Genomic DNA, 26,384 nt, shown 5'->3' on the forward strand with positions numbered 1-26,384 from the left:
AGGAAATTTAAAAATATAAATCTTTATGAAAGCAGGAATTGTAGGCTTACCAAACGTAGGAAAAAGTACGTTATTTAATTGTTTGTCAAATGCAAAAGCACAAAGTGCAAATTTTCCATTTTGTACAATTGAACCTAATATTGGTGTAGTGAATGTTCCAGATCCAAGATTAGAAAAGTTGGAAGCTTTAGTGAACCCAGAACGTGTTTTACCAGCAACTGTAGAGATTGTAGATATTGCAGGTTTGGTAAAAGGAGCTAGTAAGGGTGAAGGGTTAGGTAATCAATTTTTAGCTAATATTAGAGAAACTGACGCTATTTTACATGTATTGCGTTGTTTTAATAATGATAATATAATTCACGTAGACGGAAGTGTAGATCCAATTAGAGATAAGGAAACTATCGATATGGAATTACAACTGAAAGATTTAGAAACGGTTGATAAAAAGCTTGAAAAGGTAAAAAGGGCCTCAAGAACTGGAAATAAAGAAGCTCAAAAAGAAGAAGCTATTTTATTAAAAATTAAAGATGCTTTGGAAACAGGAACATCTGTAAGAGCTTTAGAGTTTTCTGATGAAGAGAATGCTGAATTTGTAAAACCAGCTCAATTTATTACAGATAAACCAGTCATGTATGTTTGTAATGTCGATGAAGGCGCAGCAGTTAATGGAAATGAATATGTCGATAGAGTTCGTGAAGCTGTTAAAGATGAAAACGCAGAAGTATTAGTATTAGCAGTTGGAACAGAAGCAGATATTAACGAATTGGATGATTATGAAGAACGTCAAATGTTCTTAGCAGATATTGGGCTTGAAGAAGCTGGAGCGGCTAAGCTAATACGTTCAGCTTATAAATTATTAAATCAGCAGACTTATTTTACAGCTGGAGTTAAAGAAGTAAGAGCTTGGACTGTAGATATAGGTGCAACTGGACCACAAGCTGCTGGAGTTATCCATACAGATTTTGAAAAAGGATTTATCCGTGCAGAAGTTATTGGATACGATGATTATGTAGAGTTTGGAAGCGAAGCCAAAGTTAAAGAAGCTGGTAAAATGAGAGTAGAAGGAAAGCAATATATTGTTAAAGATGGAGATGTTATGCATTTCTTATTTAATGTGTAAATAATAACAAAATTTTATAATTTAAAGTCAGCATTTTTATGCTGACTTTTTTTGTTAATTATTTTAAACTAAAGCTATTTTATTTTTTCACTACTTATAGTATATTAGCATCAAACTCCATTTACTATAATTTATGTCTCAAGAAACTAAATATACAGAAGATAATATACGATCACTCGACTGGAAAGAGCATATACGTATGCGTCCTGGTATGTATATTGGTAAATTAGGAGATGGATCTTCTCCAGACGATGGTATTTATATTCTTTTAAAAGAAGTTCTAGATAACTCTATAGACGAGTATGTTATGGGAGCAGGAAAAACTATAGATATTTCTGTTCAAGGTAGTAAAGTTATAGTTAGAGATTACGGTCGTGGAATTCCTTTAGGAAAAGTGGTAGATGTTGTGTCTAAAATGAATACTGGAGGAAAATACGATTCTAAAGCCTTTAAAAAATCAGTTGGATTAAATGGAGTTGGTACTAAAGCAGTAAACGCATTATCTGGTTATTTTAGAGTAGAATCTTCTCGAGATGGAAAATCTGCAGCAGCAGAATTTGAAAAAGGAGAATTAATCAATCAAGAGTTTTTAGACGAAACTACGCGTAGGAAAGGAACAAAGGTTTCTTTTATTCCAGACGAAAACATTTTTAAAAACTACAAATACAGAAATGAGTATGTTGTTAAAATGCTTAAAAATTATGTATACCTAAATCCAGGTTTAACCATAGTTTTTAATGGTGAGAAATTTTATAGTGAAAACGGATTAAAAGATTTATTAGAGGAAAAAATAAACGCATCAGATATTCAATATCCGATTATCCACCTACGTGGAGACGATATTGAAATAGCGCTTACACATAGTAAAACACAATACAGTGAAGAATATAATAGTTTTGTAAACGGACAAAACACGACCCAAGGAGGAACACATTTAGCTGCTTTCAGAGAGGCTTTGGTTAGAACAATTCGTGAGTTTTATGGTAAAAATTATGACGCTTCAGACGTTAGAAAATCTGTAGTATCTGCCATAGCAATAAAGGTTATGGAACCTGTTTTTGAGAGTCAAACAAAAACAAAATTAGGTTCTACAGATATGGGCGGAGATTTACCTACAGTTAGAACTTACATCAACGATTTTCTTAAAAAATATTTAGACAATTATTTACATAAAAACACTGAAACTGCAGACTTACTTCAACGTAAGATATTACAAGCAGAACGCGAACGTAAAGAATTATCTGGAATTCGAAAAATAGCAAAAGATAGAGCTAAAAAGGCTAATCTTCATAATAAGAAATTACGCGATTGTCGTGTACATTTTGGTGATGCTAAAAATCCAAGAAATCTAGAAACTACATTATTTATTACCGAGGGAGATTCTGCATCTGGTAGTATTACAAAGTCTAGAGATGTAAACACACAAGCCGTTTTTAGTTTAAAAGGAAAGCCATTAAATTGTTACGGTTTAACAAAGAAAATTGTATACGAGAATGAAGAATTTAACTTACTACAAGCAGCATTAAATATTGAAGAATCTTTAGAAGATTTACGTTATAATAATATTGTAATAGCAACCGATGCCGATGTAGATGGAATGCATATTCGTTTATTATTAATTACGTTTTTTCTTCAGTTTTTTCCAGAAGTTATAAAAGAAGGTCATTTGTATATTCTTCAAACACCATTATTTAGAGTTAGAAATAAAAAGGAAACTATTTATTGTTATTCAGAGCAAGAACGTAGGGATGCTATTCAAAAACTAAAACCAAAACCAGAAATCACTCGATTTAAAGGTTTAGGAGAGATTTCACCTAATGAGTTTGTTCACTTTATAGGTGAAGATATTCGTTTAGATCCAGTAATGTTAGACGATAATATGTTAATAGAAGATTTATTATCATTCTATATGGGGAAAAATACACCAGATAGACAAGAGTTTATTATAAATAACCTTAAGGTTGAATTAGATATTATTGAAGAGGAAAAATAATGACAAAAGACCACAACAACGATTTAACAGAAGATAATTTAGAGCCTATAAATTCTGAAGAAAACCTACAACCACAAGAAAGCATTACCCGAATTACGGGAATGTATAAAGATTGGTTTTTAGATTATGCGTCTTACGTAATATTAGAACGTGCAGTTCCGGCAATAGAAGACGGATTTAAACCAGTACAAAGACGTATTATGCATTCTATGAAAGATTTAGACGATGGGCGCTATAATAAAGTAGCCAATATTGTTGGTCACACAATGCAGTATCATCCGCATGGAGACGCAAGTATTGCAGATGCTATGGTGCAAATTGGTCAGAAGGATTTATTAATAGATACACAAGGAAACTGGGGAAATATACTAACTGGAGATAGAGCAGCTGCATCACGTTATATAGAAGCTCGTATTTCTAAATTTGGATTAGATGTGGTTTTCAATCCAAAAATCACAGAATGGCAATCTAGTTATGATGGTAGGAGAAAAGAACCTATTAATCTTCCTGTTATGTTTCCGTTATTACTAGCGCAAGGTGGAGAAGGAATTGCGGTTGGACTTTCAACAAAGATATTACCTCATAATTTTGTAGAATTAATAGATGCGTCAATTAAGCATTTACAAGGCAAGCGTTTTACTATTTATCCAGATTTTCCAACTGGAGGAATTGCAGATATTTCTAATTATAATGATGGTTTACGTGGTGGAAAAGTACGTTGTCGTGCTAAAATTTCACAAAGCGAAAAAAACACCTTAGTAATTACAGAAGTGCCTTTTGGTAACACCACACAGTCTTTAATAGATTCTATCTTAAAAGCCAACGATAAAGGCAAGATTAAAATTAAAAAAATTGAAGATAATACGGCTGCAGAAGTAGAAATACTAATTCATTTGCCTGGAGGAATTTCACCAGATAAAACTATAGATGCTTTATATGCATTTACAAGTTGCGAGTCATCGATTTCTCCATTAGGTTGTGTTATTGAAGATAATAAACCGCTTTTTGTAGGTGTAACAGAAATGTTAAAACGAAGTACAGAAAACACTGTAGATTTATTGCGTCAGGAATTACAGATTAAACTTAACGAATTCCAAGAACAATGGCACTTTGCAAGTTTAGAACGTATTTTTATTGAAAATAGAATTTACCGAGACATAGAAGAAGAAGAAACTTGGGAAGGCGTAATTAATGCTATAGATAAAGGTTTACAACCACATATTAAGCATTTAAAACGAGCTATTACAGTTGAAGATATTTCACGTTTAACAGAAATTAGAATAAAACGTATTTCTAAATTTGATATAGATAAAGCACAACAAAAAATAGATGCATTAGAAGATCAAATTACTGAAGTTAAAAACCATTTAGAAAACTTAATAGACTATGCTATTGCATATTTTACGCGTTTAAAAAAGGATTACGGAAAAGGTAGAGAACGTAAAACAGAATTACGTACGTTTGATGATGTTGATGCTACCAAAGTAATTATTAGAAGTACAAAACTCTATGTTAATAGAGAAGAAGGCTTTATAGGAACATCGCTTAAAAAAGACGAATATATTGGAGATTGTAGTGATATAGATGATATTATAACATTTACTGCCGATGGTAAAATGATGGTTACCAAAGTAGATTCTAAAACGTTTATTGGTAAAAATATTATTCACGTTGCTATTTTTAAGAAAAAGGACAAACGTACCATTTATAACTTAATTTATAGAGATGGAAGTAAAGGTCCATCTTACATAAAACGATTTAATGTAACCTCTGTTACAAGAGATAAAGATTACGATTTAACTAACGGAACAAAAACATCTAAAGTATTGTATTTTTCTGCTAATCCAAACGGAGAAGCTGAAGTTGTTAGTATAGCATTACGCCAAGCTGGAAGTATTAAAAAATTAAAATGGGACATAGATTTTGCCGATATACTAATTAAAGGTCGTTCAAGTAAAGGAAATGTAGTCACTAAATATCCTGTAAAATCTGTAGAGCTTAAAGAAAAAGGAGTTTCTACCTTAAAACCACGTAAAATATGGTTTGACGATACAGTACAACGTTTAAATGTAGATGGAAGAGGTGAGTTGTTAGGCGAATTTAAAGGTGAAGATAAATTGCTTTTAATAAACCAAAAAGGAATAGCAAAAACGGTAACACCAGAAGTTACACTTCATTTTGATAATGATTTAATTGTTATGGAAAAATGGATTCCAGAAAAACCAATTTCTGCTATTTATTTTAATGGCGAAAAAGATATTTATTACGTTAAACGTTTTCTAATTGAACAAGCCGATAAAGAAGATAAGTTTATTTCTGATGATGAAAAATCGTATTTAGAAATAGTCTCTACAGACTGGAAGCCTTTAGCCGAAATTGAATTTACTAAAGAAAGAGGCAAAGACAGAAAAGATAACGAAACTATTAACTTAGAAGACTTTATAGCTGTAAAAGGAATCTCAGCGTTAGGAAATCAATTGACTAAAGATAAAGTAAAACAGATTAATTTATTAGAACCTCTTCCGGTTGAAATTGAGGTTGAAGAACCAGAAGTTGAAACAGAAAGCACTAACGAAGAAGAAGCTTCTAAAGACGATTCTGGACAAGCTAGTTTGTTTTAGAGTTTAGAAAATAATTAAATAACAAACGTAATATTGTGTTTATTATTACGTTGGTAACAATATGAAAAACGAAACAAGAGAATACAGCTTTTTAGAAACTTCTTGGATTTCAATGGTATTCACATTCATTGGAGTAATAATACTTAATACAATACTTGTTTTTAAAATTCAGAAAGCCTTGGACATACCGAAGAATGGTTTTATAGGAATTATCATTATTGCTTTGATTTTTTTGGTTCCGATTTTGATTTCAAGACTTGTTTCTTTCAATAAGACGACTGTAATTTTGAATAAAAAAGAAATAAAAGTAAAACGTAGTTCTTTAATAGGTTTACCAATCAAATCTAACCTTGAATTACATTATTCTCAGATTGATTCTTATTTGTTTCAAGACGACCAAAATTGGTATTGACTTAAAATTAAAGATTTGAATGGAAAGATTTATAGAATATGGAAATTTGGAAGGATTAAAAACAAAGAGTTCAAAGCTTTTAGAGACCGGCTAAACAAAGAGATTAAATGGTTTAACCAAGAGGTGTAAAACGTTAGATTTAATATAAAAACTTAATGTGACAACATTATTTTACAATATATTTCAGAAAATAATCTATCCTCTTGTATGAATAATTAGCTTTTCTTATAAATAAGCTTAATCAACCTTATAAGCAACACCTTTTTGCTTGGTTACTTCACCTACATAAGAATACTCAAAAGTGTAAGTAGAATCTGTAGTAGTTAGTATTTTTAAATGCACATCTTTTTTAGCAGCCATACTTTTTGGGTTTATGGTTGTAAAAATAACTTCACAATCGTTTATCCAACGTAATTTAGAAGAATCTGTTTTTTTATTATACGTTTCTATTTGTAAGTCTTTAGATCTGTTAAAAGTAGAAACGTAGGTTTTACCATTAATTTCAATTTCACTTCTAAAATCACCAGTTTGGTATTCTGTACAATTGCGTTCAAATTCGTAGCAATTAGTAAATAATAAAAGTAGAAGTAAAGCTGATAAAAATTTCATCTGTAATGTTTTTACAAAATTACAAAAAAGCAAAAGGTATTTATTTAAAAAGAGAAAAATAAGTAAAAATTAACGCTTACTCATAAATCGTGTATTTCAAAATTTATGGCACTTAGTTATGAATTCTCGAAATTTGAAAAACTCCCATCTTTATAAAAAATTACAATTCGTTCAATTTGTTTTCCTTTAGAATTAATAGTCATCATTTTTCCAAAATCTGAATCTTGAGAATTTTCTGTTTTTTCATTTTCAACTTTTTTAGAAAATAAATCTGGTGAATTTTGATTTGAAGAATTTTCAAAATTAGAAACAGGTGATTTTGAAATTGGAGTAGGAGTAATTATTTTTTCTATAACATCGGTTTTTGGAAATGTACCTTTTCCATTTAATAACCAATACAATTCAACTTCTGGAAAAGTGTCTAAAACTTTCATTACAAACTCTAAACTTGGCTTGTTTCTTCCGGATAAAATATGTGATATACTAGAACGCTGCACACCAATTTTATTAGCAAAACCAGAGGCACTTTCTTGGTGATAATCTATTACTTTTTGTAGTCTTTTAGAGAATTCAGTGTTGTTTATCATTGTAAACAGCGGTTAGGTGTTTTATAGTGTTACAAATGTAATCAATCCTGTTTAATTAACCTAATAACGATATATAATCATAGCAATGTATTAATTTAATTATTTACGTAATAACACATAAGTAATTGATTTTAATTTTTTTAATTTAAAATTTTAATGTTTAAGTCAATGTTGTAAAATGTTATTGCTAAAGACCTGTCAAGGACATAGAGTTTGTATAAAGATGTAAACAATACTAATCGCTTACTTTGTTTACAATTGTAAATTATATAATGTTTACATTTGTAATCGATAGAATTACTATATGGAAAATCAATATTTAAAAACACATAATACTATTAAAGAATCATCTTTATTTGGACGTTATATTTCCTTAAATCACATTGAAGATTTAATACGTTCTTGTGCTGAGTTTTCCGAATTAGAATTTCTTGGTTTTTCAGAATTAAATGCTCCTATTTATAATTTAACTTTTGGTAATGGACCTTTAAAAGTTTTAATGTGGTCGCAAATGCACGGCAACGAGTCCACAACAACTAAAGCGGTTATGGATTTACTTAATTGGCTTAAACAAGATAACTCTATTGTTAAAAGTCTTCTAGAAAGTTTAACTATTAGTGTTATTCCAATGTTAAATCCAGATGGTGCAGAAGCTTATACGCGTATAAACGCTAATAAAGAAGATTTAAATAGAGATGCGCAAAATCTAACACAGAGAGAAAGTAACGTGTTTAATGCTTATTTAAACCGTTTTAAACCCAATTTTTGCTTTAATCTACATGGTCAACGTACTATTTTTAGTGCTGGAGCAACTAATAACCCTGCAACGTTATCTTTTTTAGCTCCTGCTTATAATACAGACAGAGAAATAAACAACATTAGAAAGCAATCTATGCGCTTAATAGCTTCTGTTAATGAGGTTTTACAAACAATTATATCAAATCAAGTTGGTAGATACGATGATGGTTTTAATGTTAACTGCTTAGGAGACACTTTAACTATGTTAGATATTCCTACAATACTTTTTGAAGCTGGACACTATAAAGACGATTATAATAGAGAAGAAGTAAGGCGATTTACGTTTGTTGCTATATTAGAAATGCTTTTTTCTATTAAAAACAATGTTCAGGATAATTTTAATCATGAATTATATTTTAATATTCCCGAAAACCAAAAGCTGTTTTGTGATGTATTAATCCAGAATGCATTAATTAAAGATGAAATTTGTGATATTGAAATTATTTTTAAAGAAATTTTAATAAATAAAGAGTTGGTTTTTCTGCCAAAAGTTGAAAAAATCACAAAATCTTCAGAAAAACACGCACATTATTACTTAGAAGCTAATAGTAATGAGGTCTTGACAAATAATGGTTTAATGATTTTTGAAGGTTATGAAAATGATGAAATACAGATTAATTTTGAGAATTATTCATTAAATTCTCTTATTATATAAAAAATGATGATGATAAATCGTTAATAATGTATTATTATTGCGGATATAATACATATTTTACTATAAAATGGCTAAATTTAAATTAGACGAAATAGATCATCAGATTCTTGATATGTTAATTGACAATACAAGAGTTCCTTTTACAGATATTGCTAAAAAACTTTTAATTTCTGCAGGAACAGTACATGTTCGTGTTAAAAAAATGGAAGATGCAGGTATAATTAAAGGTTCTTCTTTAACTCTAGATTACGGTAAACTTGGTTATTCTTTTATAGCTTATGTAGGTGTGTTTTTACAAAACACGTCTCAAACTAAATTTGTTTTAGAGCGCTTAAACTCTTTGCCATATGTTACTGTAGCACATATTACAACCGGGAAATTTAATATTTTCTGTAAATTGAGAGCTAAAGACACGCAACACGCAAAAGAAGTTATTTTTGCTATAGATGATATAGAAGGTGTTTATAGAACAGAAACAATGATTTCTTTAGAGGAAAGCTTAAATGATAAAAATCGATTAATGCACGAAATTTTTAATTCAATATAATTTATCGTTTCACAATAACAGTTTAACGCTTCAAGATTTTGTATTTTGAAGCGTTTTTTATTTATAATTTTATTTTTATGACAGTTAAATCACTAAAAGCCACAGAATATCTTGACTATTTCAGTCATTTTTTAAATCTAGTACCACAAAACGAATCTATTGTGGAGAGTTTAGAGTTAGTCTTTAAAAATAATTTAGAATTCTTTTTAAGTATTCCAGTAGCTAAGCACGAGTATCGTTATAAAAACGGTAAATGGACAATTAAAGAGCTTTTAAGTCATTTAATTGATACTGAGCGTATTTTTAATTACAGAGCTTTAAGAATAGCTAGAAACGATAAAACTCCAATGGAGGGTTTTAATGAGAATGACTATGCCGTACATAGTTTTGCAAATTCTAGATCTATGGAGAGTTTAATAGAAGAGTATAAGGCTGTTAAACTTGCAACAATAGCATTATTTAATAATTTTTCACCGGAAGTATTAAGACAGGTTGGAGTTGCTAGTGGACATAATGTTTCTGTAAGAGCAATTGGTTTTATTATTTCAGGACATGAAATTCATCATGTTAATGTAATAAAAGAGCGCTATTTAGAGTAGTAATCAAAAGCCTCGTAAATAAGTTCGTTTTCTACTAAACAATCTACTTTTGGTTCAGCAATAGCTTTTAGAAGAACGAAATTAATGTTTCCATGTTCGTTTTTCTTATCAAATTTTAAAAGTTCAATAACAGTAGCGATATCATTGTTTGAAAATGCAATTTTCCCGTAAAGTTTAATTAGATAGTTTTTTATAATTTCAGTGTCTTCTGCGGGGAATTCAAGTTGTTTTTCAGAAATATAACACGCTAAAATCATTCCAATAGCTATTGCTTCTCCATGAAGTAATTTTGTTTTACTTTGTTCTGTTAGAAAAAAAGACTCAATTGCGTGACCTAAAGTATGCCCGAAATTTAAAGTTTTACGTTCTTTTTTTTCAAAAGGATCTAGTTCTACAACTGTTTTTTTTATTAAAACAGAATCATAAATAAGTCTGTCTAAATCTTTTAAAGTCAAGTTCTTAAGTTCTGTAAGTTCTTGCCAATGTTTTTTATCTTTAATAAGTCCATGCTTAAGCATTTCGGCTAAACCGGAACGTAACTCAATTGAACTTAAAGTGTCTAAAAACAAGGTGTTTATTAGCACCATTTTTGGTGTATTAATTACACCTATTTGGTTTTTTAGATGACCTAAATCTACGCCATTCTTTCCGCCAACTGAAGCATCTACCATTGCTAATAAGCTGGTAGGGATATTTATATAATCTATGCCGCGTCTAAAAGTACTGGCAACAAAACCACCTAAATCTGTTACAACGCCACCACCAAGATTTAAAACTATACTTTTTTTGTCACCATCAAGCTCACTTAAAGCATTCCAAACACCTAAACACGTTTCAATATGTTTATTTTCTTCGCCAGATTCAATTTCTATAACTTCGATAGTTGTTTCAGTTTCTAATTGCTGTAATAATTGAGTTAAACAATGTTGATGGGTTATTGCATCTACAACTACAAAGATTTTGGAATAGTTGTTTTTTGCTAAAAATGTGTTTAAACTTTTAAAGCCTTCATTGTTAAAAACTATAGTGTAATCTTGAGTATTAATTTGAAGCATATTATCGTATAATATATTTTTTACGAAATTACACATTTTGAAAAAAACTGAACTATTTGTGACTTATATTTGTTTAAAATTTAATTAAATGTTTCAAAATTCTTCTTTTGATAATACAGAAGTCGCTTTTAGTTTAAAAACCGACTCAGAATTAGAACGCGCTTATTTTTTATTTAAAATGATATCGCATCAACCTTTGGTTCGTATTGGAACTGCCGCTACTAATTTTGCGTTAAAAGCTAAATTACCAGTAGAAGGTTTAATTAGAGCAACAGTTTTTGATCATTTTTGTGGTGGTGTAAACGAAGAAGATTGCATTCCTGTAATAGATAAAATGTTTACAAAAGGTGTCTGTTCTGTTTTAGATTATTCGGTTGAGGGAAAAGAAGATGAGGAGCAATTTGATTCAGCTAAAGAAAAAATCTTAAAGATTATTCGTTTTGCAGACGAAAAAGAGGCAATGCCAATTGTGGTTTTTAAACCTACAGGTTTTGGTCGTTTTGCTTTGTTTCAGAAAATTGGAGAAAAGAAATCTTTAACTACAGACGAAAAAGATGAGTGGAATAGAGTAGTAGCTCGTTTTAACGACGTTTGTAAATTAGCTAAAGAAAAAGATATTGAAATCTTAATTGATGGCGAAGAATCTTGGATGCAAGATGCAGCAGACGACTTAGTTGAAGACATGATGCGTTTGTATAACACTGAAAAACCTATCGTTTACAATACACTACAAACTTACAGATGGGATAGAGTAGCGTATTTAAAAGAAATCCATAAACGTGCTAATTCAGGAGGATTTAAATTAGGTTTTAAAATTGTTCGTGGTGCTTATATGGAAAAAGAACGAAAACGCGCCGAGGAGAATAATTATAAATCACCAATATGTGAAACCAAGCAAGCTACAGACGATTCTTTTAATGAAGCTATGGTTTATATTTTAGATAATTTAAATGATATTTCTGTGTTTATTGGTTCTCATAACGAGGAAAGCCATTATTTAGCAATGGATATTATGGCGCAAAAAGATATTGCTAAAAACGATAATAGAGTTTGGTTTGGCCAATTGTACGGAATGAGTGACCATATTAGCTATAATTTATCTAATTTAGGTTATAATGTAGCTAAGTATGTGCCTTTTGGTCCGGTAAAAGATGTTATGCCTTATTTAATTCGAAGAGCAGAAGAAAACACAAGTGTTGAAGGGCAAACAGGTCGAGAGTTAATGTTATTGACTAAAGAAAAAAAACGTAGGAAATCGTAATGAATTTAATCTTCTTCCTCAACTCTAAGTAACGTCGTAAACTTACTACAATTCTCTAATTCCATAATATAGTCTTGCTCGTTTAAAGAAGATTCTAAAAGGTAAATGCCACAAGGCTTTTTATGTTGTTCACTTTCAGAAAAGTTAACATCAGCTTTTAATATTAAAGTTTTAATATCTGCGCTATCTAACGCTAAAGCTTTCATTTGTTGCTGAGATTGGTTAGCATAACGTAAAGCTTTGCGTCCAATATCTTTTCTAACTCTAGCGTCTAAACCATAATCATACTGGCAAGAAGCACCTTTTCCGTTTAAAAAGAACGCAAGAATAATTAATCCTATTGAAAAACCACCTAAATAATATCCTACTCTATGTAAAATTCTCATAATTACTATTTGAAATGCAAATTTAGAATATTAAAAGGTTAGGATCACTATATTTTAGATCAAACCATTCGCCAACAGATCTATTTGTTAAAATACCATGATACATGTAAAGTCCACTTTTTAAACCATTATCAAAACGCACCGCATTTTCTATGCCGCCATCATCTGCAATCTTAAGTAGATAAGGTGTAAACATATTACTAATAGCAAAAGAAGCTGTTCTAGAATATCTTGCAGCAATATTTGGTACACAATAATGAATTACACCATGTTTAGTGTAAACAGGTTTGTTGTGGTTTGTAATTTCGCTAGTTTCTACACAACCGCCCATATCTATACTTACATCTATAATAACAGAACCATTTTTCATGTGCTCGACCATAGTTTCTGTAATTAAAACAGGAGATCTGTCTTTTCCTCTAACAGCACCAATTAAAACATCGCAACGTTTTAAAGCTTTGGTTAAAGCTTTTGGTTGAATGGTAGATGTGTAAAAAGTAGTTGCTAGATTTTGTTGGATACAACGCAATTTTGTAATAGAATTATCGAATACTTTTATATTGGCACCTAAGCCAATTGCGCCTCTTGCAGCATACTCACCAACAGTTCCAGCTCCAATAATAACCACTTCTACAGGAGGAACACCACTAACATTCCCAAATAATAGCCCATTTCCTTCAGATGAGCTGCTTAGTAATTCAGAAGCTATTAAAACAGAAGCAGTTCCGGCAATTTCACTTAAAGCTCTTACAGCAGGATAAGCATTGTCTTGATCTTTTATAAATTCGAAAGCCATAGCAGTAATACGTTTTTTGGCTAAAATCTCGAAATATTCTTTGGTTTGTGTTTTTAATTGCAATGCAGAAATTAAAACGGTTTGTGGTTTTATTAGCTCTAGCTCTTCTAAAGTTGGTGGCTCCACTTTTAAAAGCATTGGGCAATTGTAGACTTTTTTTGTGTCTTGTGTTATTTCTGCTCCAGCTTCACTATAATTTTTATCGCTATATTTTGAACCTAAACCAGCACCAGACTCTATTAAAACACGATGTCCATTATTAACTAATGCAGAAACTGCATCTGGAGTTAAGCAAACGCGTTTTTCTTGAAATGCTGTTTCCTTTGGTATTCCAATAAATAACTCACTCTTATGGGTTGTTACTTCAAGCATTTCTTCTTGTGGAAGTAAATCTGCTTTAGAAAATGGCGTATTATGGTGTGGCATTAGTTTGATGATTAAACGACTATAAATAAAAAACTAGTTGTTGTTATAATGTTTAAAGTTAAATAGAATTTTTCAATTCTAAAACTCTATTTAGTTTTTCATCTAAAACTATTGAAATAATCGTGAAATTTTCAGTGAAATTTTCTTTCAATAATTCTGGCCATTCAACAAAAACAAACGCATTGTTGTCAAAATATGTTTCAATACCAAAATCATATAATTCTTCTTCGGATTCAATTCTATACAAATCAAAATGATGAATACTGTCTTGTTTCGTTTTGTATGTGTTTACTAAAGAAAACGTAGGGCTACTTACATTATCTAAAGAACCTAATTGTTTAACTAAAGTTTTTATTAAAGTTGTTTTTCCTGTGCCCATTTCAGCTTCAAAAAAAAGAAGTTTTGATGTGGTGTTTTTTAAAATAAAAGCAGCAGCTTTGTCTAATTCATTAAGTTGGTAGGTTAGTCTCACTTGTTTATTTTTTAGGATCTAAAATTACAAATGGAATTATCATTTCTTCCAAAGAAACTCCACCATGTTGGTATGTGTTTCTATAATAACTTACATAATGATTGTAATTATTTGGATAAGCAAGAAATAAATCTGATTTAGCAAAAATAAACGAACTATTCATATTTATACTTGGTAAACCAATGTTTTTAGGAGCTTTAGCGACTAGAACATCTTTATCTTCGTAAGATAAACTTCTACCTGTTTTGTATCTTAAATTTGTACTAGTGTCTCTATCTCCAATTACTTTACTTGGATTTTTTACATTTATTGTTCCGTGATCTGTTGTTATAATTAGTTTAAAACCTAATTGTTGTGCATGTTGAATCATTTCTAACAAAGGAGAATTTTTAAACCAACTTTGAGTTAGCGATCTATATGCTTTATCATTAGAAGCTAACTCTTTTACCACATCCATTTCTGTTTTAGAATGAGATAGCATATCTACAAAATTGTAAACCACTACTGTTAAATCGTTGTCTTTTTGGCTATTAAAATTATCTGCTAATTTTTTTCCATCTCTTAGATTAGTTATTTTATGATATTCTGTTTTTAAGCCCGATAAGTTTAAGCGCTTTAGTTGAGCTCTTAAAAAATCCTCTTCATGTAGGTTTTTTCCACCTTGATCTGTATCATTTTTCCAAAATTCAGGATGCAGTTTCTCCATATCACTTGGCATTAAACCAGAGAAAATAGCATTTCTAGCGTATTGTGTTGCTGTTGGGAGAATGCTAAAAAAAGATGTTTCCTCTTTCTTTTTATAATGATTTGTTACATAGGGTTCAAAAGCTTTCCATTGGTCAAAACGCAAATTATCCACTACAACCATTAATGTTGGTTGTTCTTTAGATAAAATTGGAGCGACCTTTTCATTAAATAATTGATGAGATAAAATAGGTGATTCTGTATTAGGTAAAAACCAATTGGCGTAATTCTTATCTATAAACTTGCCAAATTGAATATTAGCTTCGTTTTTTTGAGATTCTAAAATCTCTATCATTGCTGGGTCTTCTATGTTTTCTAATTGAATCTCCCAATAAATTAATTTTTGATATAATGTAATCCAATCCTTATAACTATTAACCATAGCTAAATCCATAGCTATTTTCCTAAATTCTTGTTGATAATTAATTGTAGTACGTTCAGAAACTAAACGTGAATGATCTAAATTTTTCTTTAGACTTAGAAGAATTTGATTCGGATTTACAGGTTTGATAAGGTAATCTGCTATTTTATTACCAATAGCTTCTTCCATAATATATTCTTCTTCACTTTTTGTAATCATTACAATAGGTAAGGTGCTTTGTTTTTCTTTGATTTCATTTAATGTTTCTAAGCCGGTTAGTCCAGGCATATTTTCATCTAAAAAAACAATATCAAAATTTTGTTCGTCTACTAATTCTATGGCTTCGGCGCCACTTGTGCAAGTGGTAACGCTGTAGTTTTTCTTTTCTAAAAATAGAATATGAGGTTTAAGTAAATCGATTTCATCATCAACCCAAAGAATATGTATATTGTTCATTATATTTGTTTCTAATTATTAATAAATACCAACACGTTTGCAATCAAATAACAAACTTAAAATATTTAACGACCCAATTTACGGTTTTATTACAATACCTAATTCTATTATTTTTGATTTAATAGAACATAAATATTTTCAAAGATTAAGACGGATTTCACAAATGGGGTTATCTTACTTGGTTTATCCTGGAGCACATCATACAAGATTTCATCACGCATTAGGCTGTATGCATTTAATGCAAAAAGCAGTTAATGTGTTGCGTTTTAAAGGTGTAGAGATTTCTAAAGACGAAGAAAATGCGTTATATATAGCTATTTTATTACATGATATTGGTCATGGGCCATTTAGTCACGCAATGGAACATAGTATAGTTAATGGTGTTTCACATGAAGAAATTTCGTTATTATTTATGGAAGAGTTAAATGTTGAATTTAACCAAACTTTAACATTAGCAATTTCTATATTTAAAAGAGAATACCATAGAAATTTCATGTGTGAGTTAATATCTAGTCAATTAGATATAGATAGGTCAGATTATTTAAAGCGTGATAGTTTTTACACAGGTGTTTCTGAAGGAAATATTAATAGTGAACGTTTAATTACAATGCTAAATGTTAAAGACGACAATTTAGTTATAGAGCATAAAGGTATTTATAGCGTAGAGAAGTTTTTAGTAGCAAGACGTTTAATGTACTGGCAAGTTTATTTACATAAAACAAGCCTGGTAGCAGAACAATTAATAATTAGGGTTTTAAAACGTGCTAAAGAATTAAGTAGAAAAGGGGTCAATCTTCAAGCTAGTAAGCCTTTGCAATATTTTCTGAAGCGAGAAATAGATATAAGCACTTTTGATGCTAAAGCTTTAAGTTTATTTGCAGAGTTAGATGATTACGATATTATATCTGCGATGAAAGAATGGCAAAACAATGATGATTTTGTATTAAGTAATCTTTGTAAGATGATTTTGAATCGTGATTTATTAAAAGTTAAGTTGAAAAAAAATGAGATTTCTGACAAAAAAATAGAATTTCATTTGGATAGAGTAAAATCTCTCTACAGCTTAACTACAGATGAAGCAAAGTATTTTGTATTCAAAGGAAAAGTAACAAACCAAGCATACCATCAAAAAAAACATAATATCTCAATTTTATATAAAACAGGAAAGACGGAAGATATCGTAAAAGCATCCGATCAATTAAACTTGAAGGCTCTATCAAAACCGGTAACAAAATATTATATCTGTTTCCCAAAAGAACAATAGCACATTTTTTTTATATTTGCGACTAATGAAATTTACAGCAGAACAAATAGCGGGTATTTTAGAAGGTGAAGTTAAAGGTGATTCTTTAGCTGAAGTTTCAACCTTGTCTAAAATTGAAGAAGGTAAAGAAGGTTCATTAACTTTTCTTGCAAACTTAAAATACACGCCTTATATCTACACCACAAAAGCTTCTGTAATTATTGTAAATAAAGATTTTGTTGCAGATAAAGAGATAAATTCCACTTTAATATTGGTTGATGATGCTTTAATTGCCTTTTCAACATTATTAGATTATTACAACCAAATAAAACAAAACAAATCTGGAATAGAAGAACCGTCTTTTGTTTCAAAATCTGCCAAAATTGGTTCAAACATTTATCTTGGAGCATTTGCATATATTGGTGAAAATGCTAAAATTGGTAATAACGTAAAGATTTACCCTAATTGCTATGTTGGAGATAATGTGGTTATTGAAGATGGAACAGTTTTATTTGCTGGGTCAAAAGTATATTCAGACTGCATAATTGGAAAAAAGTGTGTTATCAATTCTGGTGCTGTAATAGGTGCAGACGGGTTTGGTTTTGCACCAACAGATTCTGGTTCTTACGAAAAAATACCACAAATTGGAAACGTTATTTTAGAAGACAATGTAGATGTAGGAGCAAACTCTACAATAGATAGAGCTACTTTAGGCTCTACAATAATTAAAGAAGGTGTAAAGTTGGATAACCATATTCAAATAGCACATAATGTTGAAATTGGTAAAAATACAGTTATTGCAGCGCAAACAGGAGTAGCAGGATCTACTAAAATTGGCGAAAATTGCAAAATTGGGGGTCAAGTTGGTGTTGCAGGACATTTAGTAATAGGAAATAATGTGCGTGTTCAAGCACAATCTGGAATAGGACGAAATATTAAAGACGGAGAAGTTTTACAAGGATCTCCATCTTTTAATTATGTAGATTGGAGTAAGTCTTATGTGTACTTTAAAAACTTACCAAAATTAGCCAAAACAATTAACGAATTAGATAAGAAAGTCAATGGGAATAGTTAAAACTAACCAAAAGCAAAAGACTATTAAAAACGAAATTTCTCTTGAAGGTGTTGGTCTTCACACAGGAGAAAGTGTTACATTAACGTTTAAGCCAGCAGAGCCAAATACTGGATTTACCTTTAAAAGAGTAGATCTAGAAGGTATGCCAGAAATGTCTGCAGATGCTAATTTTGTAACTAATACTCAAAGAGGAACTTGTTTAGAAAAAAACGGAGTTACTATTCAGACTTGCGAGCATGTATTAGCTGCCTGTGTAGGTTTGGATTTAGATAATGTTTTATTCGAAGTAAATTCTGCTGAGCCACCAATTATGGATGGGTCTTCTAAATATTTTGTACAGGCTCTAGAAAAAGCTGGTTCTATAGAACAGGAAGCATTTAGAGAGGAATACGAAATTACATCCGTTATTTCTTATTTAGATGAAGAAACTGGTAGCGAAATTCTTATTATGCCTTCTAAAAACTATCAAATTACAACAATGGTTGATTTTGGTACTAAGGTTTTAGGTACACAAAATGCTACGTTAAGTGATATGTCTAACTTTAAAGACGATATTTCTGATTCTCGTACATTTAGTTTTTTACATGAATTAGAGGCGCTTTTAGATAATGGTCTTATTAAAGGAGGCGATTTAAATAATGCCATTGTATATGTAGATAAGGAATTGTCAGACAGTACAATGTCTAAGCTAAAAGAAGCTTTTGGTAAAGACGACATCTCTGTTAAATCTAATGGAATCCTAGATAACTTAACTCTTCATCATCCCAATGAAGCAGCAAGACATAAATTATTAGATGTAATTGGTGATTTGGCTTTAACAGGAATAAGGTTAAAGGGTAAAGTTATAGCTACTAAACCTGGTCATTTTGTAAATACTCAATTTGCTAAAAAATTATCTAAATTAATAAAAAACGACAGAAGGAATAATGTTCCTAATATAGATATCAATCAAGATCCTTTAATGGATGTTAATCAAATTATGGATATGTTGCCTCATAGGCAGCCTTTTTTATTGATTGATAAGATTTTTGAACTATCAGACACTGGTGTTATTGGTTTAAAAAACGTAACGATGAACGAGGAGTTCTTTAAAGGACACTTTCCTGGTTCTCCAGTTATGCCAGGTGTTTTAATAGTTGAGGCAATGGCACAAACAGGTGGTATAATGGTTTTAAACACAGTTCCTGATCCTGAAAATTATTTAACATTTTTCATGAAAATTGACAAAGTTAAATTCAAGAAAAAAGTTGTACCAGGAGATACGCTAATTTTTAAGTGTGATTTAATTACACCAATAAGAAGAGGTATTTGTCATATGCAAGGTTATGCTTATGCTAATGGAGTTCTTTGTGCAGAAGCAGAATTAATGGCTCAAATATCTAAAGTTAAATAAAAGTTTATCTTCGTGGAGATAAGATATTAGAAAAATCAAAAATAGATTAAATGAATCAACCTTTAGCATATATACATCCGGGAGCAAAAATTGCTAAAAATGTAGTAATTGAACCTTTTACTACAATTTACAATAATGTAACTATTGGTGAAGGAACTTGGATTGGAAGTAATGTTACTATTATGGAAGGCGCTCGTATTGGTAAAAATTGCAGTATATTTCCTGGAGCTGTAATTTCTGCTGTTCCCCAGGATTTAAAATACGATGACGAAGATACATTAACCGTAATTGGTAATAATGTAACTATTCGTGAATGTGTTACAATAAATAGAGGGACTACAGATAGAATGAAAACAGTTATTGGAGATAATTGTTTAATAATGGCGTATTGCCATGTGGCTCATGATTGTATAGTTGGAAATAATGCAATATTTTCTAACAACAGTACATTAGCAGGTCACGTTACTATTGGAGACAATGTAATTTTAGCTGGTATGACAGCCGTTCATCAGTTTTGCTCTGTTGGCAAACATGCTTTTGTAACAGGAGGAACTTTAGTTCGTAAAGATGTTCCGCCATTCGTGAAAGCTGGTCGAGAACCAATCTCATATGTAGGAATAAACTCTGTAGGTTTAAGAAGACGTGGGTTTACTACTGAAAAAATAAGAGAAATTCAAGATGTTTTTAGAATTCTCTATCAAAAAAACTACAATACATCACAAGCATCTCAGATTATTGAAGCTGAAATGGAAGCGACTACAGAAAGAGACGAGATATTACAATTTATTAAAAATTCACATAGAGGTATTATGAAAGGATACTTCAAATCAAATTAAATTATGGCATCAACAAGCGACATTAGAAATGGATTATGTATTAAATATAATCATGATATATTTAAAATTATTGAATTTTTACATGTAAAGCCAGGAAAAGGACCTGCATTTGTAAGAACAAAATTAAAAAGTGTTTCTACCGGTAAAGTTATTGACAATACATTTTCTGCTGGTCATAAACTAGAAGATGTTCGTGTAGAAACTCATAGATTTCAATATTTATATCCAGAAGGAGATATTTTTCATTTTATGAATACTGAAGATTATACACAAATTACATTAAATGAGGCTGCAATAGATAATCCAGGCTTATTAAAAGAAGGTGAAGTAGTAACTGTATTAATTAATACAGAAGATGATATGCCACTATCTGTCGATATGCCAGCAACTGTGGTTTTAGAAGTTACAGCAACAGAGCCAGGAGTAAAAGGAAATACTGCAACAAATGCAACAAAACCGGCAACTGTAGAATCTGGAGCAATAGTAAATGTGCCTTTATTTATAAACGAAGGTGATAAAATAAAAGTAGAAACAACAAAAGGAACTTATAAAGAACGTGTTAAGGAGTAAATGAAATTTGCAAAAACATATACTTTAGATGCTATTTCAAAAATAATCGATTGTGATTATGTAGGATTAGCAGATTTTCCTGTTCATGGTATGAATGAAATTCATGTAGTAGAACCTGGAGATATTGTTTTTGTAGATCATCCAAAATATTACGATAAAGCTTTACAAAGTGAAGCAACTATAGTTTTAATTAATAAACAAGTTGATTGTCCAGAAGGAAAAGCTCTATTGATTAGTGATGATCCTTTTAGAGACTTTAACAAATTAACAAGTTTTTTCAAACCTTTTACAGTTTCAAACACAGCAATATCAAGTACAGCAGTAATTGGTGATAAAACAATTGTTCAGCCAAATTGTTTTATTGGAAACAATGTATTTATTGGTGAAAATTGTATCATCCATGCTAATGTGGTTATTAATGATGATACTGTTATAGGCGATAACGTTGTAATTCAATCAGGAACAATTTTAGGAGGAAACGCATTTTACTATAAAAATAGACCAGAAGGTTTTGATCAGTTATTGTCTGGTGGACGCGTTGTTATAGAAGACAACGTACATATAGGAGTAGGTTGTACTATAGATAAAGGAGTTAGTGGTGATACAACAATTGGTGAAGGTTCTAAATTAGACAATCAAATACAAGTTGGACATGATACTGTAATTGGTAAAAAATGTCTAATTGCATCACAAACAGGAATTGCGGGTTGTTGTGTTATCGAAGATGAGGTTACTATTTGGGGACAGGTTGGAACCAATAGCGGAATTACTATTGGTAAGAAAGCTGTTATTCTTGGTCAAACAGGTGTAACTAAATCTGTTAAAGGTGAAAAAACTTATTTTGGAACTCCAATTGAAGAATCAAGGAATAAATTAAAAGAATTAGCGTTACTAAGACGTTTGCCTAATATCTTAGAACAATTAAAAAAATAAATAAATGTCTGCAAAGAATATTGTTAAAGCCTTTTACGATTTAGATTTATCTAAAAAAACAGATGTAATATCATATTTTCATAAGGATTGTGAAATTCTGTGGAATAGTTCTAAAGGACAATCTATTCATAGTGTTAATGAAATAAAAGTACTTTTAGAAGAGCTTTACAAAAACTATCACAGTTATACTTCAAGAATCACACATCTTTTAGAAGATAATGGTGTAGTAACAGCAAGATATACTGTTTATGTAACAACAATAGAAAACCCAGAAAAAGAAGATGCTTTAGCTCACTTCACTACAATTTGGGAATTAAAAGATAATAAATTGTACAGAGGCTATCAAATAAGTCAGCTTGCCGAAAATGATAACATTAATATGATTTCATTTTAATAAAAAAATAAACAAAAAATACTTTTTTTAATAAAGACATAAGCCTATTTTTGTGTCGATTTAATCAAACATATACACATGAGCGTTTTAGTAAATAAAGATTCAAAAATTATAGTTCAAGGATTTACAGGTAGTGAAGGAACATTTCACGCAGGTCAAATGATTGAATATGGGACAAATGTAGTTGGTGGAGTTACGCCTGGTAAAGGAGGACAAACACATTTAGATCGTCCGGTTTATAATACGGTTGCAGAAGCTGTAGAAAAAGCAGGAGCAGATACAACTATTATTTTTGTGCCGCCAGCTTTTGCTGCAGACGCAATAATGGAAGCTGCAGATGCAGGTATAAAAGTAATTATTACTATTACTGAAGGTATTCCTGTAGCAGATATGATTAAAGCTTCAGACTACATTAAAGATAAAAATTGTCGCTTAGTTGGACCTAACTGTCCAGGTATTATTACTCCAGGAGAAGCTAAAGTTGGTATTATGCCAGGTTTTGTATTTAAAAAAGGTACTGTTGGTATTGTATCTAAATCAGGTACTTTAACTTACGAAGCTGCTGATCAAGTTGTAAAACAAGGCTTAGGTATTACTACAGCAATTGGTATTGGTGGAGATCCTATTATTGGTACAACTACTAAAGAAGCTGTTGAATTATTAATTAACGACCCAGAAACTGAATGTGTTGTTATGATTGGTGAAATTGGAGGACAATTAGAAGCAGATGCTGCAAATTGGTATAAAGAAAGTGGTTCTAAAAAACCAGTAATTGGTTTTATTGCAGGTGAAACTGCTCCAGCTGGTCGTACTATGGGTCACGCAGGTGCAATTGTAGGTGGATCAGATGATACTGCTCAAGCTAAAAAAGCAATTATGAGAGAATGTGGAATTCACGTAGTAAATTCTCCTGCTGAAATTGGTAAAAAAGTAAAAGAAGTTTTAGGATAGATTAAGTCTTTTTTCATAAAATATTCTTAAATATAAAACGTTATAAGTTCGTTAGTCTAATTTTGACTAACGAACTTTTTTTATTAATTAATATTCCAAAAATGAAACATTTAAAACCAATTGTTTTAGTAGTGTTGCTTCTTGTTGCTTTTAGCTGTAAGAAAAATGCGACTAAAAACAACAATGAAGTTGCAGTAAATTCAGTGACAGATGCAAACGGATTTAGTTATGAATCTGTAACAAACGATCCAACAGGTTTACGTTTATACACTTTAGAGAATGGACTAAAAGTATATTTAAGTAAAAATACGGAAGAGCCTAAAATACAAACTTATATAGCTGTTAGAGCTGGTTCTAATTACGATCCAAAAGAATCAACAGGTTTAGCTCATTATTTAGAGCATATGGTTTTTAAAGGAACAGACGAAATTGGTACAGTAGATTTTGAAGCTGAAAAAAAGTATTTAGATCAAATTTCTGAATTATATGAGCAACATAGAGCAGAGACAGATCCTGAAAAGAAAGTTGCATTATATAAAAAGATAGATGAAGTGTCTTTAGAAGCATCAAACTACTCAATTGCTAACGAGTATGATAAGATGATGAGTTCTTTAGGAGCTACAGGTACCAATGCACATACTTGGTTTGAAGAAACAGTCTATAAAAACAAAATTCCTGCTAACGAACTTGATAAATGGTTAAATCTTGAAAGTGAACGTTTTAGTCAATTGGTGTTACGCTTATTTCATACGGAATTAGAAGCTGTTTTTGAAGAATTTAATAGAGGACAAGATAACGATGGAAGAAAACAATATGCTGCTATGTTAAAAGGTTTGTTTCCAAAACATCCTTATGGTCAACAAAGTACTATTGGCACAGCAGATCATTTAAAGAATCCTTCAATGATTGATATTAATAATTATTTCGATAAATATTATGTGCCAAATAATATGGCTGTTGTTTTAGTTGGAGACTTAGATTTTGACGCAACTATAAAAAAGGTAAATGAATCTTTTGGTAAGTTTGAAAGAAAAGAAGTGACTCATCCAGTATTACCGAAAGAAGAAGCAATAACAAGTCCTATAATAAACGAAGTTTTTGGACCAACAGCAGAATCTATATCTATTGCATTTAGAAGTCCTGGAGTAAATACAAATGAAGAGAAGTTAGTGACTTTATGTGATATGATTTTAGCTAACGGAAATGCTGGTTTAATAGATTTAAACTTAAACCAAAAAAAAGCAGTTCAACGTGCTGGTTGTTCTCCAACATTTTTAAATGATTACGGATATCATTCGTTTAATGGAACTCCTAAAGAAGATCAAACTTTAGATGAAGTTAAAGAATTGTTATTAGGGCAAATAGAAAAATTAAAAGCTGGAGAATTTGACGAATGGATGATTGAAGCTGTTGTAAATGATTTAAAGAAAAGTCAAATGCAACAATACGAGAATGCTACAGCTGTAGCTTCTGCATATTATAACGCATTTATTCATCACGAAAATTGGAAAGAAAAAGTTTCGTTTTTAGATGATTTAAAAAAGATTTCAAAACAGGAATTAGTAGATTTTGCTAATTCATTTTATCAAGACAACTACGTTGTAACGTATAAGCGTCAAGGCGAAGACAAATCTATTGCTAAGGTTGCAAATCCAGGAATTACTCCTGTAAACTTAAATAGGGATAAAGCCTCATTATTTATTGAGAATTTCAATAAAGTGACATCATCAGACTTAAAACCAAAATATATCGATTATAAAACAGCTATAAAGGAATTAAAAACTGAAAGTGGTTTGTCTGTTTCTTATGTAGAAAATGTGAATAATGATCTATTCGATTTAAATATAATTTTTGATATGGGAAGTGATAGCGATAAAAAGCTTGGCCTTGCTGTTGGTTATTTAGAATATATTGGAACAGATAAGTTTTCTGCTGAAGACTTAAAGAAAGAATTCTATAAATTAGGAATAGATTATTCTGTAAGTGCAGGAGCGGAGCAGAGTTATGTGTCATTAAGTGGTTTAAAAGAAAACCTACCTAAAGGATTGGAGTTATTAGAAGATTTATGGTCTAATGCCAAAGCAGATCAAGAAGCTTACGATAAATATATTCAAGCAATTGCTAAAGGGAGACAAAATAATAAAACGAATAAAGGAAGTATTTTACGTTCTGGCTTATTAAATTATGGTAAATATGGTGAAAATTCTCGTTTACGAAATATTATTCCAGTGAGTGAATTGTTGAAAATTAACCCAGAAGAATTAGTAGCTTTAACTAAAGATTTAAAAAACTACAAACACAGAATTTTTTACTATGGAAAAGATGTAAATGCTGCAATTACTGCATTAAACACATATCATAAAGTCGCTTCAGAATTAAAAGATTACCCAGAGGCAGTTACTTATACAGAAAAAGAAACTGGTGGAAATGTATATTTTGTTGATTTTGATATGGTGCAGTCGGAAATGATGTTTTTAGCAAAAGGAGAACCTTTTAAAGCAGAAAATATGGCGGCTTCAAGACTGTTTAATACTTATTTTGGTGGCGGATTATCTTCTATTGTATTCCAAGAAATTAGAGAATCTAAATCTTTGGCATATTCAGCTTGGGCTAATTATTCTACATCTCGTAAAAAAGACGATTCTAATTATGTTATGGCTTATATTGGGACTCAAGCAAATAAAATGCCTCAAGCAGTAGATGCAATGATGGATTTAATGAACAATATGCCAGAAGCTGAAGATCAATTTCAAAACGCTAAAAATTCAGTATTAAAAGAATTAGCAGCTCAACGTATAACTAAATCTAATGTGTTTTGGAATTACGAGAGACTTAAAAAACTAGGCTTAGATAATGATAATCGTGAAGCCATGTATAAAGCCATAGAAAACATGACTATGGAAGATTTAACTAACTTCTTTAAAACAAATGTTAAAGGAGAAGATTACAATGTTATGGTTATAGGAAATAAGAAAGATATTAATTTAGAAGCACTAAAAAAACTTGGTAAAGTACAAGAGATGGAAGTAGATTTCTTATTTAATTATGAAAAGCCTACTGAAGTTAAATTATAATCTTCAATTCTCTTTCT

General features: G+C 30.6%; 24 protein-coding genes. 17 read left to right on the top strand and 7 right to left on the bottom strand.

The genetic code is table 11. The features are described 5' to 3' along the window. Window positions 1–25: 25 nt before the first annotated feature. The 4 genes from ychF to ACFDSN_RS04680 all read left to right on the top strand — a co-directional run bounded on the left by ychF (window position 26) and on the right by ACFDSN_RS04680 (window position 6,146). A complete protein-coding gene (gene ychF / locus ACFDSN_RS04665; protein ID WP_375238670.1) occupies window positions 26–1,120 on the top strand; it encodes a redox-regulated ATPase YchF in 1,095 nt (364 codons plus the stop codon). A 133-nt stretch (window positions 1,121–1,253) separates the two neighbouring features. After that, the gene (locus tag ACFDSN_RS04670; RefSeq protein WP_375238671.1) at window positions 1,254–3,113 is read left to right on the top strand and encodes a DNA topoisomerase IV subunit B; all 1,860 of its coding nucleotides are present in this window, start codon (window positions 1,254–1,256) and stop codon (window positions 3,111–3,113) included. Continuing rightward, complete coding sequence (locus ACFDSN_RS04675) at window positions 3,113–5,734, top strand: DNA gyrase/topoisomerase IV subunit A (RefSeq protein ID WP_375238672.1); 2,622 nt, start codon at window positions 3,113–3,115, stop codon at window positions 5,732–5,734. The genes ACFDSN_RS04670 and ACFDSN_RS04675 overlap by 1 nt, the downstream gene beginning before the upstream one ends. Window positions 5,735–5,795: 61 nt before the next feature. Further along, window positions 5,796–6,146, top strand: a complete 351-nt coding sequence (locus ACFDSN_RS04680; protein WP_375238673.1) for a hypothetical protein — start codon at window positions 5,796–5,798, stop codon at window positions 6,144–6,146. 237 nt (window positions 6,147–6,383) lie between these two features. On the opposite strand, the gene ACFDSN_RS04685 is transcribed toward ACFDSN_RS04680, so the two are convergent. Both ACFDSN_RS04685 and ACFDSN_RS04690 read right to left on the bottom strand, forming a co-directional pair. After that, window positions 6,384–6,755 carry a DNA topoisomerase IV gene (locus ACFDSN_RS04685; RefSeq protein WP_375238674.1) on the bottom strand — a complete coding sequence of 124 codons (372 nt, stop codon included), beginning with the start codon at window positions 6,753–6,755 and terminating at the stop codon, window positions 6,384–6,386. Between the two features lie 116 nt (window positions 6,756–6,871). Then, window positions 6,872–7,342, bottom strand: coding sequence for a helix-turn-helix domain-containing protein (locus tag ACFDSN_RS04690; protein WP_375238675.1), 471 nt, complete (start codon window positions 7,340–7,342; stop codon window positions 6,872–6,874). Window positions 7,343–7,646: 304 nt separating this feature from the next. Between ACFDSN_RS04690 and ACFDSN_RS04695 the strand changes: the two genes are divergently transcribed. From ACFDSN_RS04695 to ACFDSN_RS04705, 3 genes are all read left to right on the top strand, one after another. Next, entirely contained in the window at window positions 7,647–8,795 is a 1,149-nt protein-coding gene (locus tag ACFDSN_RS04695) for a M14 family zinc carboxypeptidase (RefSeq protein WP_375238676.1), read from the top strand. Window positions 8,796–8,862: 67 nt separating this feature from the next. Further along, the gene (locus ACFDSN_RS04700; RefSeq protein ID WP_375238677.1) at window positions 8,863–9,342 is read left to right on the top strand and encodes an Lrp/AsnC family transcriptional regulator; all 480 of its coding nucleotides are present in this window, start codon (window positions 8,863–8,865) and stop codon (window positions 9,340–9,342) included. A 77-nt stretch (window positions 9,343–9,419) separates the two neighbouring features. Beyond that, on the top strand, window positions 9,420–9,941 hold the full coding sequence (locus tag ACFDSN_RS04705) for a DinB family protein (RefSeq protein ID WP_375238678.1): 522 nt from the start codon (window positions 9,420–9,422) through the stop codon (window positions 9,939–9,941). On the opposite strand, the gene aroB is transcribed toward ACFDSN_RS04705, so the two are convergent. Further along, window positions 9,929–10,996: a 3-dehydroquinate synthase gene (gene aroB, locus ACFDSN_RS04710; protein ID WP_375238679.1), complete on the bottom strand. Its 1,068-nt coding sequence runs from the start codon at window positions 10,994–10,996 to the stop codon at window positions 9,929–9,931. The two genes, ACFDSN_RS04705 and aroB, sit on opposite strands and share 13 nt — an antisense overlap. An 88-nt stretch (window positions 10,997–11,084) precedes the next feature. Here aroB and ACFDSN_RS04715 point away from each other — a divergent pair, with 88 nt between their 5' ends. After that, window positions 11,085–12,257 (top strand): proline dehydrogenase family protein, encoded by a 1,173-nt coding sequence (locus ACFDSN_RS04715; protein ID WP_375238680.1) that lies wholly within the window; start codon window positions 11,085–11,087, stop codon window positions 12,255–12,257. A gap of 5 nt (window positions 12,258–12,262) precedes the next feature. Here the strand turns inward: ACFDSN_RS04715 and ACFDSN_RS04720 are convergent, their stop codons facing one another. Genes ACFDSN_RS04720 through ACFDSN_RS04735 form a run of 4 tightly spaced genes read right to left on the bottom strand, consistent with a single transcriptional unit; the run spans window position 12,263 to window position 15,898 of the window. Continuing rightward, a complete protein-coding gene (locus tag ACFDSN_RS04720) occupies window positions 12,263–12,643 on the bottom strand; it encodes a hypothetical protein (protein ID WP_375238681.1) in 381 nt (126 codons plus the stop codon). Between the two features lie 22 nt (window positions 12,644–12,665). Continuing rightward, window positions 12,666–13,865, bottom strand: coding sequence for an alanine dehydrogenase (locus ACFDSN_RS04725; protein WP_375238682.1), 1,200 nt, complete (start codon window positions 13,863–13,865; stop codon window positions 12,666–12,668). A 58-nt stretch (window positions 13,866–13,923) separates the two neighbouring features. Beyond that, the gene (gene tsaE / locus ACFDSN_RS04730; protein ID WP_375238683.1) at window positions 13,924–14,337 is read right to left on the bottom strand and encodes a tRNA (adenosine(37)-N6)-threonylcarbamoyltransferase complex ATPase subunit type 1 TsaE; all 414 of its coding nucleotides are present in this window, start codon (window positions 14,335–14,337) and stop codon (window positions 13,924–13,926) included. A gap of 4 nt (window positions 14,338–14,341) precedes the next feature. Continuing rightward, window positions 14,342–15,898 (bottom strand): response regulator, encoded by a 1,557-nt coding sequence (locus ACFDSN_RS04735; protein WP_375238684.1) that lies wholly within the window; start codon window positions 15,896–15,898, stop codon window positions 14,342–14,344. Between the two features lie 37 nt (window positions 15,899–15,935). Between ACFDSN_RS04735 and ACFDSN_RS04740 the strand changes: the two genes are divergently transcribed. The 9 genes from ACFDSN_RS04740 to ACFDSN_RS04780 all read left to right on the top strand — a co-directional run bounded on the left by ACFDSN_RS04740 (window position 15,936) and on the right by ACFDSN_RS04780 (window position 26,367). Beyond that, on the top strand, window positions 15,936–17,162 hold the full coding sequence (locus ACFDSN_RS04740; protein WP_375238685.1) for an HD domain-containing protein: 1,227 nt from the start codon (window positions 15,936–15,938) through the stop codon (window positions 17,160–17,162). 25 nt (window positions 17,163–17,187) lie between these two features. Further along, window positions 17,188–18,216 carry a UDP-3-O-(3-hydroxymyristoyl)glucosamine N-acyltransferase gene (gene lpxD / locus ACFDSN_RS04745; RefSeq protein ID WP_375238686.1) on the top strand — a complete coding sequence of 343 codons (1,029 nt, stop codon included), beginning with the start codon at window positions 17,188–17,190 and terminating at the stop codon, window positions 18,214–18,216. Then, window positions 18,203–19,609 (top strand): bifunctional UDP-3-O-[3-hydroxymyristoyl] N-acetylglucosamine deacetylase/3-hydroxyacyl-ACP dehydratase, encoded by a 1,407-nt coding sequence (locus tag ACFDSN_RS04750; protein WP_375238687.1) that lies wholly within the window; start codon window positions 18,203–18,205, stop codon window positions 19,607–19,609. Before lpxD ends, ACFDSN_RS04750 begins: the two co-directional genes overlap by 14 nt. Window positions 19,610–19,659: 50 nt before the next feature. Further along, the gene (lpxA, locus tag ACFDSN_RS04755) at window positions 19,660–20,445 is read left to right on the top strand and encodes an acyl-ACP--UDP-N-acetylglucosamine O-acyltransferase (RefSeq protein ID WP_375238688.1); all 786 of its coding nucleotides are present in this window, start codon (window positions 19,660–19,662) and stop codon (window positions 20,443–20,445) included. Between the two features lie 3 nt (window positions 20,446–20,448). Further along, window positions 20,449–21,015 (top strand): elongation factor P, encoded by a 567-nt coding sequence (efp, locus tag ACFDSN_RS04760; protein ID WP_375238689.1) that lies wholly within the window; start codon window positions 20,449–20,451, stop codon window positions 21,013–21,015. Beyond that, window positions 21,016–21,948, top strand: a complete 933-nt coding sequence (locus tag ACFDSN_RS04765) for a UDP-3-O-(3-hydroxymyristoyl)glucosamine N-acyltransferase (protein WP_375238690.1) — start codon at window positions 21,016–21,018, stop codon at window positions 21,946–21,948. A gap of 4 nt (window positions 21,949–21,952) precedes the next feature. Next, entirely contained in the window at window positions 21,953–22,342 is a 390-nt protein-coding gene (locus ACFDSN_RS04770) for a nuclear transport factor 2 family protein (RefSeq protein WP_375238691.1), read from the top strand. Window positions 22,343–22,420: 78 nt separating this feature from the next. Continuing rightward, entirely contained in the window at window positions 22,421–23,293 is an 873-nt protein-coding gene (gene sucD / locus ACFDSN_RS04775; RefSeq protein ID WP_375238692.1) for a succinate--CoA ligase subunit alpha, read from the top strand. Window positions 23,294–23,394: 101 nt separating this feature from the next. Continuing rightward, window positions 23,395–26,367: a M16 family metallopeptidase gene (locus tag ACFDSN_RS04780; protein ID WP_375238693.1), complete on the top strand. Its 2,973-nt coding sequence runs from the start codon at window positions 23,395–23,397 to the stop codon at window positions 26,365–26,367. The last annotated feature ends 17 nt before the right edge of the window (window positions 26,368–26,384 follow it).

Origin of the sequence: Aurantibacter sp. (assembly GCF_042094015.1) — a bacterium.
Taxonomy (GTDB): domain Bacteria; phylum Bacteroidota; class Bacteroidia; order Flavobacteriales; family Flavobacteriaceae; genus Aurantibacter.

What these genes read in the sequence shown, in the direction of transcription:
- ychF (WP_375238670.1), top strand. Translation starts at nt 26, where the DNA reads ATGAAAGCAGGAATTGTAGGCTTACCAAACGTAGGAAAAAGTACGTTA.
- ACFDSN_RS04670 (WP_375238671.1), top strand. Translation starts at nt 1,254, where the DNA reads ATGTCTCAAGAAACTAAATATACAGAAGATAATATACGATCACTCGAC.
- ACFDSN_RS04675 (WP_375238672.1), top strand. Translation starts at nt 3,113, where the DNA reads ATGACAAAAGACCACAACAACGATTTAACAGAAGATAATTTAGAGCCT.
- ACFDSN_RS04680 (WP_375238673.1), top strand. Translation starts at nt 5,796, where the DNA reads ATGAAAAACGAAACAAGAGAATACAGCTTTTTAGAAACTTCTTGGATT.
- ACFDSN_RS04685 (WP_375238674.1), bottom strand. Translation starts at nt 6,755, where the DNA reads ATGAAATTTTTATCAGCTTTACTTCTACTTTTATTATTTACTAATTGC.
- ACFDSN_RS04690 (WP_375238675.1), bottom strand. Translation starts at nt 7,342, where the DNA reads ATGATAAACAACACTGAATTCTCTAAAAGACTACAAAAAGTAATAGAT.
- ACFDSN_RS04695 (WP_375238676.1), top strand. Translation starts at nt 7,647, where the DNA reads ATGGAAAATCAATATTTAAAAACACATAATACTATTAAAGAATCATCT.
- ACFDSN_RS04700 (WP_375238677.1), top strand. Translation starts at nt 8,863, where the DNA reads ATGGCTAAATTTAAATTAGACGAAATAGATCATCAGATTCTTGATATG.
- ACFDSN_RS04705 (WP_375238678.1), top strand. Translation starts at nt 9,420, where the DNA reads ATGACAGTTAAATCACTAAAAGCCACAGAATATCTTGACTATTTCAGT.
- aroB (WP_375238679.1), bottom strand. Translation starts at nt 10,996, where the DNA reads ATGCTTCAAATTAATACTCAAGATTACACTATAGTTTTTAACAATGAA.
- ACFDSN_RS04715 (WP_375238680.1), top strand. Translation starts at nt 11,085, where the DNA reads ATGTTTCAAAATTCTTCTTTTGATAATACAGAAGTCGCTTTTAGTTTA.
- ACFDSN_RS04720 (WP_375238681.1), bottom strand. Translation starts at nt 12,643, where the DNA reads ATGAGAATTTTACATAGAGTAGGATATTATTTAGGTGGTTTTTCAATA.
- ACFDSN_RS04725 (WP_375238682.1), bottom strand. Translation starts at nt 13,865, where the DNA reads ATGCCACACCATAATACGCCATTTTCTAAAGCAGATTTACTTCCACAA.
- ACFDSN_RS04735 (WP_375238684.1), bottom strand. Translation starts at nt 15,898, where the DNA reads ATGAACAATATACATATTCTTTGGGTTGATGATGAAATCGATTTACTT.
- lpxD (WP_375238686.1), top strand. Translation starts at nt 17,188, where the DNA reads ATGAAATTTACAGCAGAACAAATAGCGGGTATTTTAGAAGGTGAAGTT.
- ACFDSN_RS04750 (WP_375238687.1), top strand. Translation starts at nt 18,203, where the DNA reads ATGGGAATAGTTAAAACTAACCAAAAGCAAAAGACTATTAAAAACGAA.
- lpxA (WP_375238688.1), top strand. Translation starts at nt 19,660, where the DNA reads ATGAATCAACCTTTAGCATATATACATCCGGGAGCAAAAATTGCTAAA.
- efp (WP_375238689.1), top strand. Translation starts at nt 20,449, where the DNA reads ATGGCATCAACAAGCGACATTAGAAATGGATTATGTATTAAATATAAT.
- ACFDSN_RS04765 (WP_375238690.1), top strand. Translation starts at nt 21,016, where the DNA reads ATGAAATTTGCAAAAACATATACTTTAGATGCTATTTCAAAAATAATC.
- ACFDSN_RS04770 (WP_375238691.1), top strand. Translation starts at nt 21,953, where the DNA reads ATGTCTGCAAAGAATATTGTTAAAGCCTTTTACGATTTAGATTTATCT.
- sucD (WP_375238692.1), top strand. Translation starts at nt 22,421, where the DNA reads ATGAGCGTTTTAGTAAATAAAGATTCAAAAATTATAGTTCAAGGATTT.
- ACFDSN_RS04780 (WP_375238693.1), top strand. Translation starts at nt 23,395, where the DNA reads ATGAAACATTTAAAACCAATTGTTTTAGTAGTGTTGCTTCTTGTTGCT.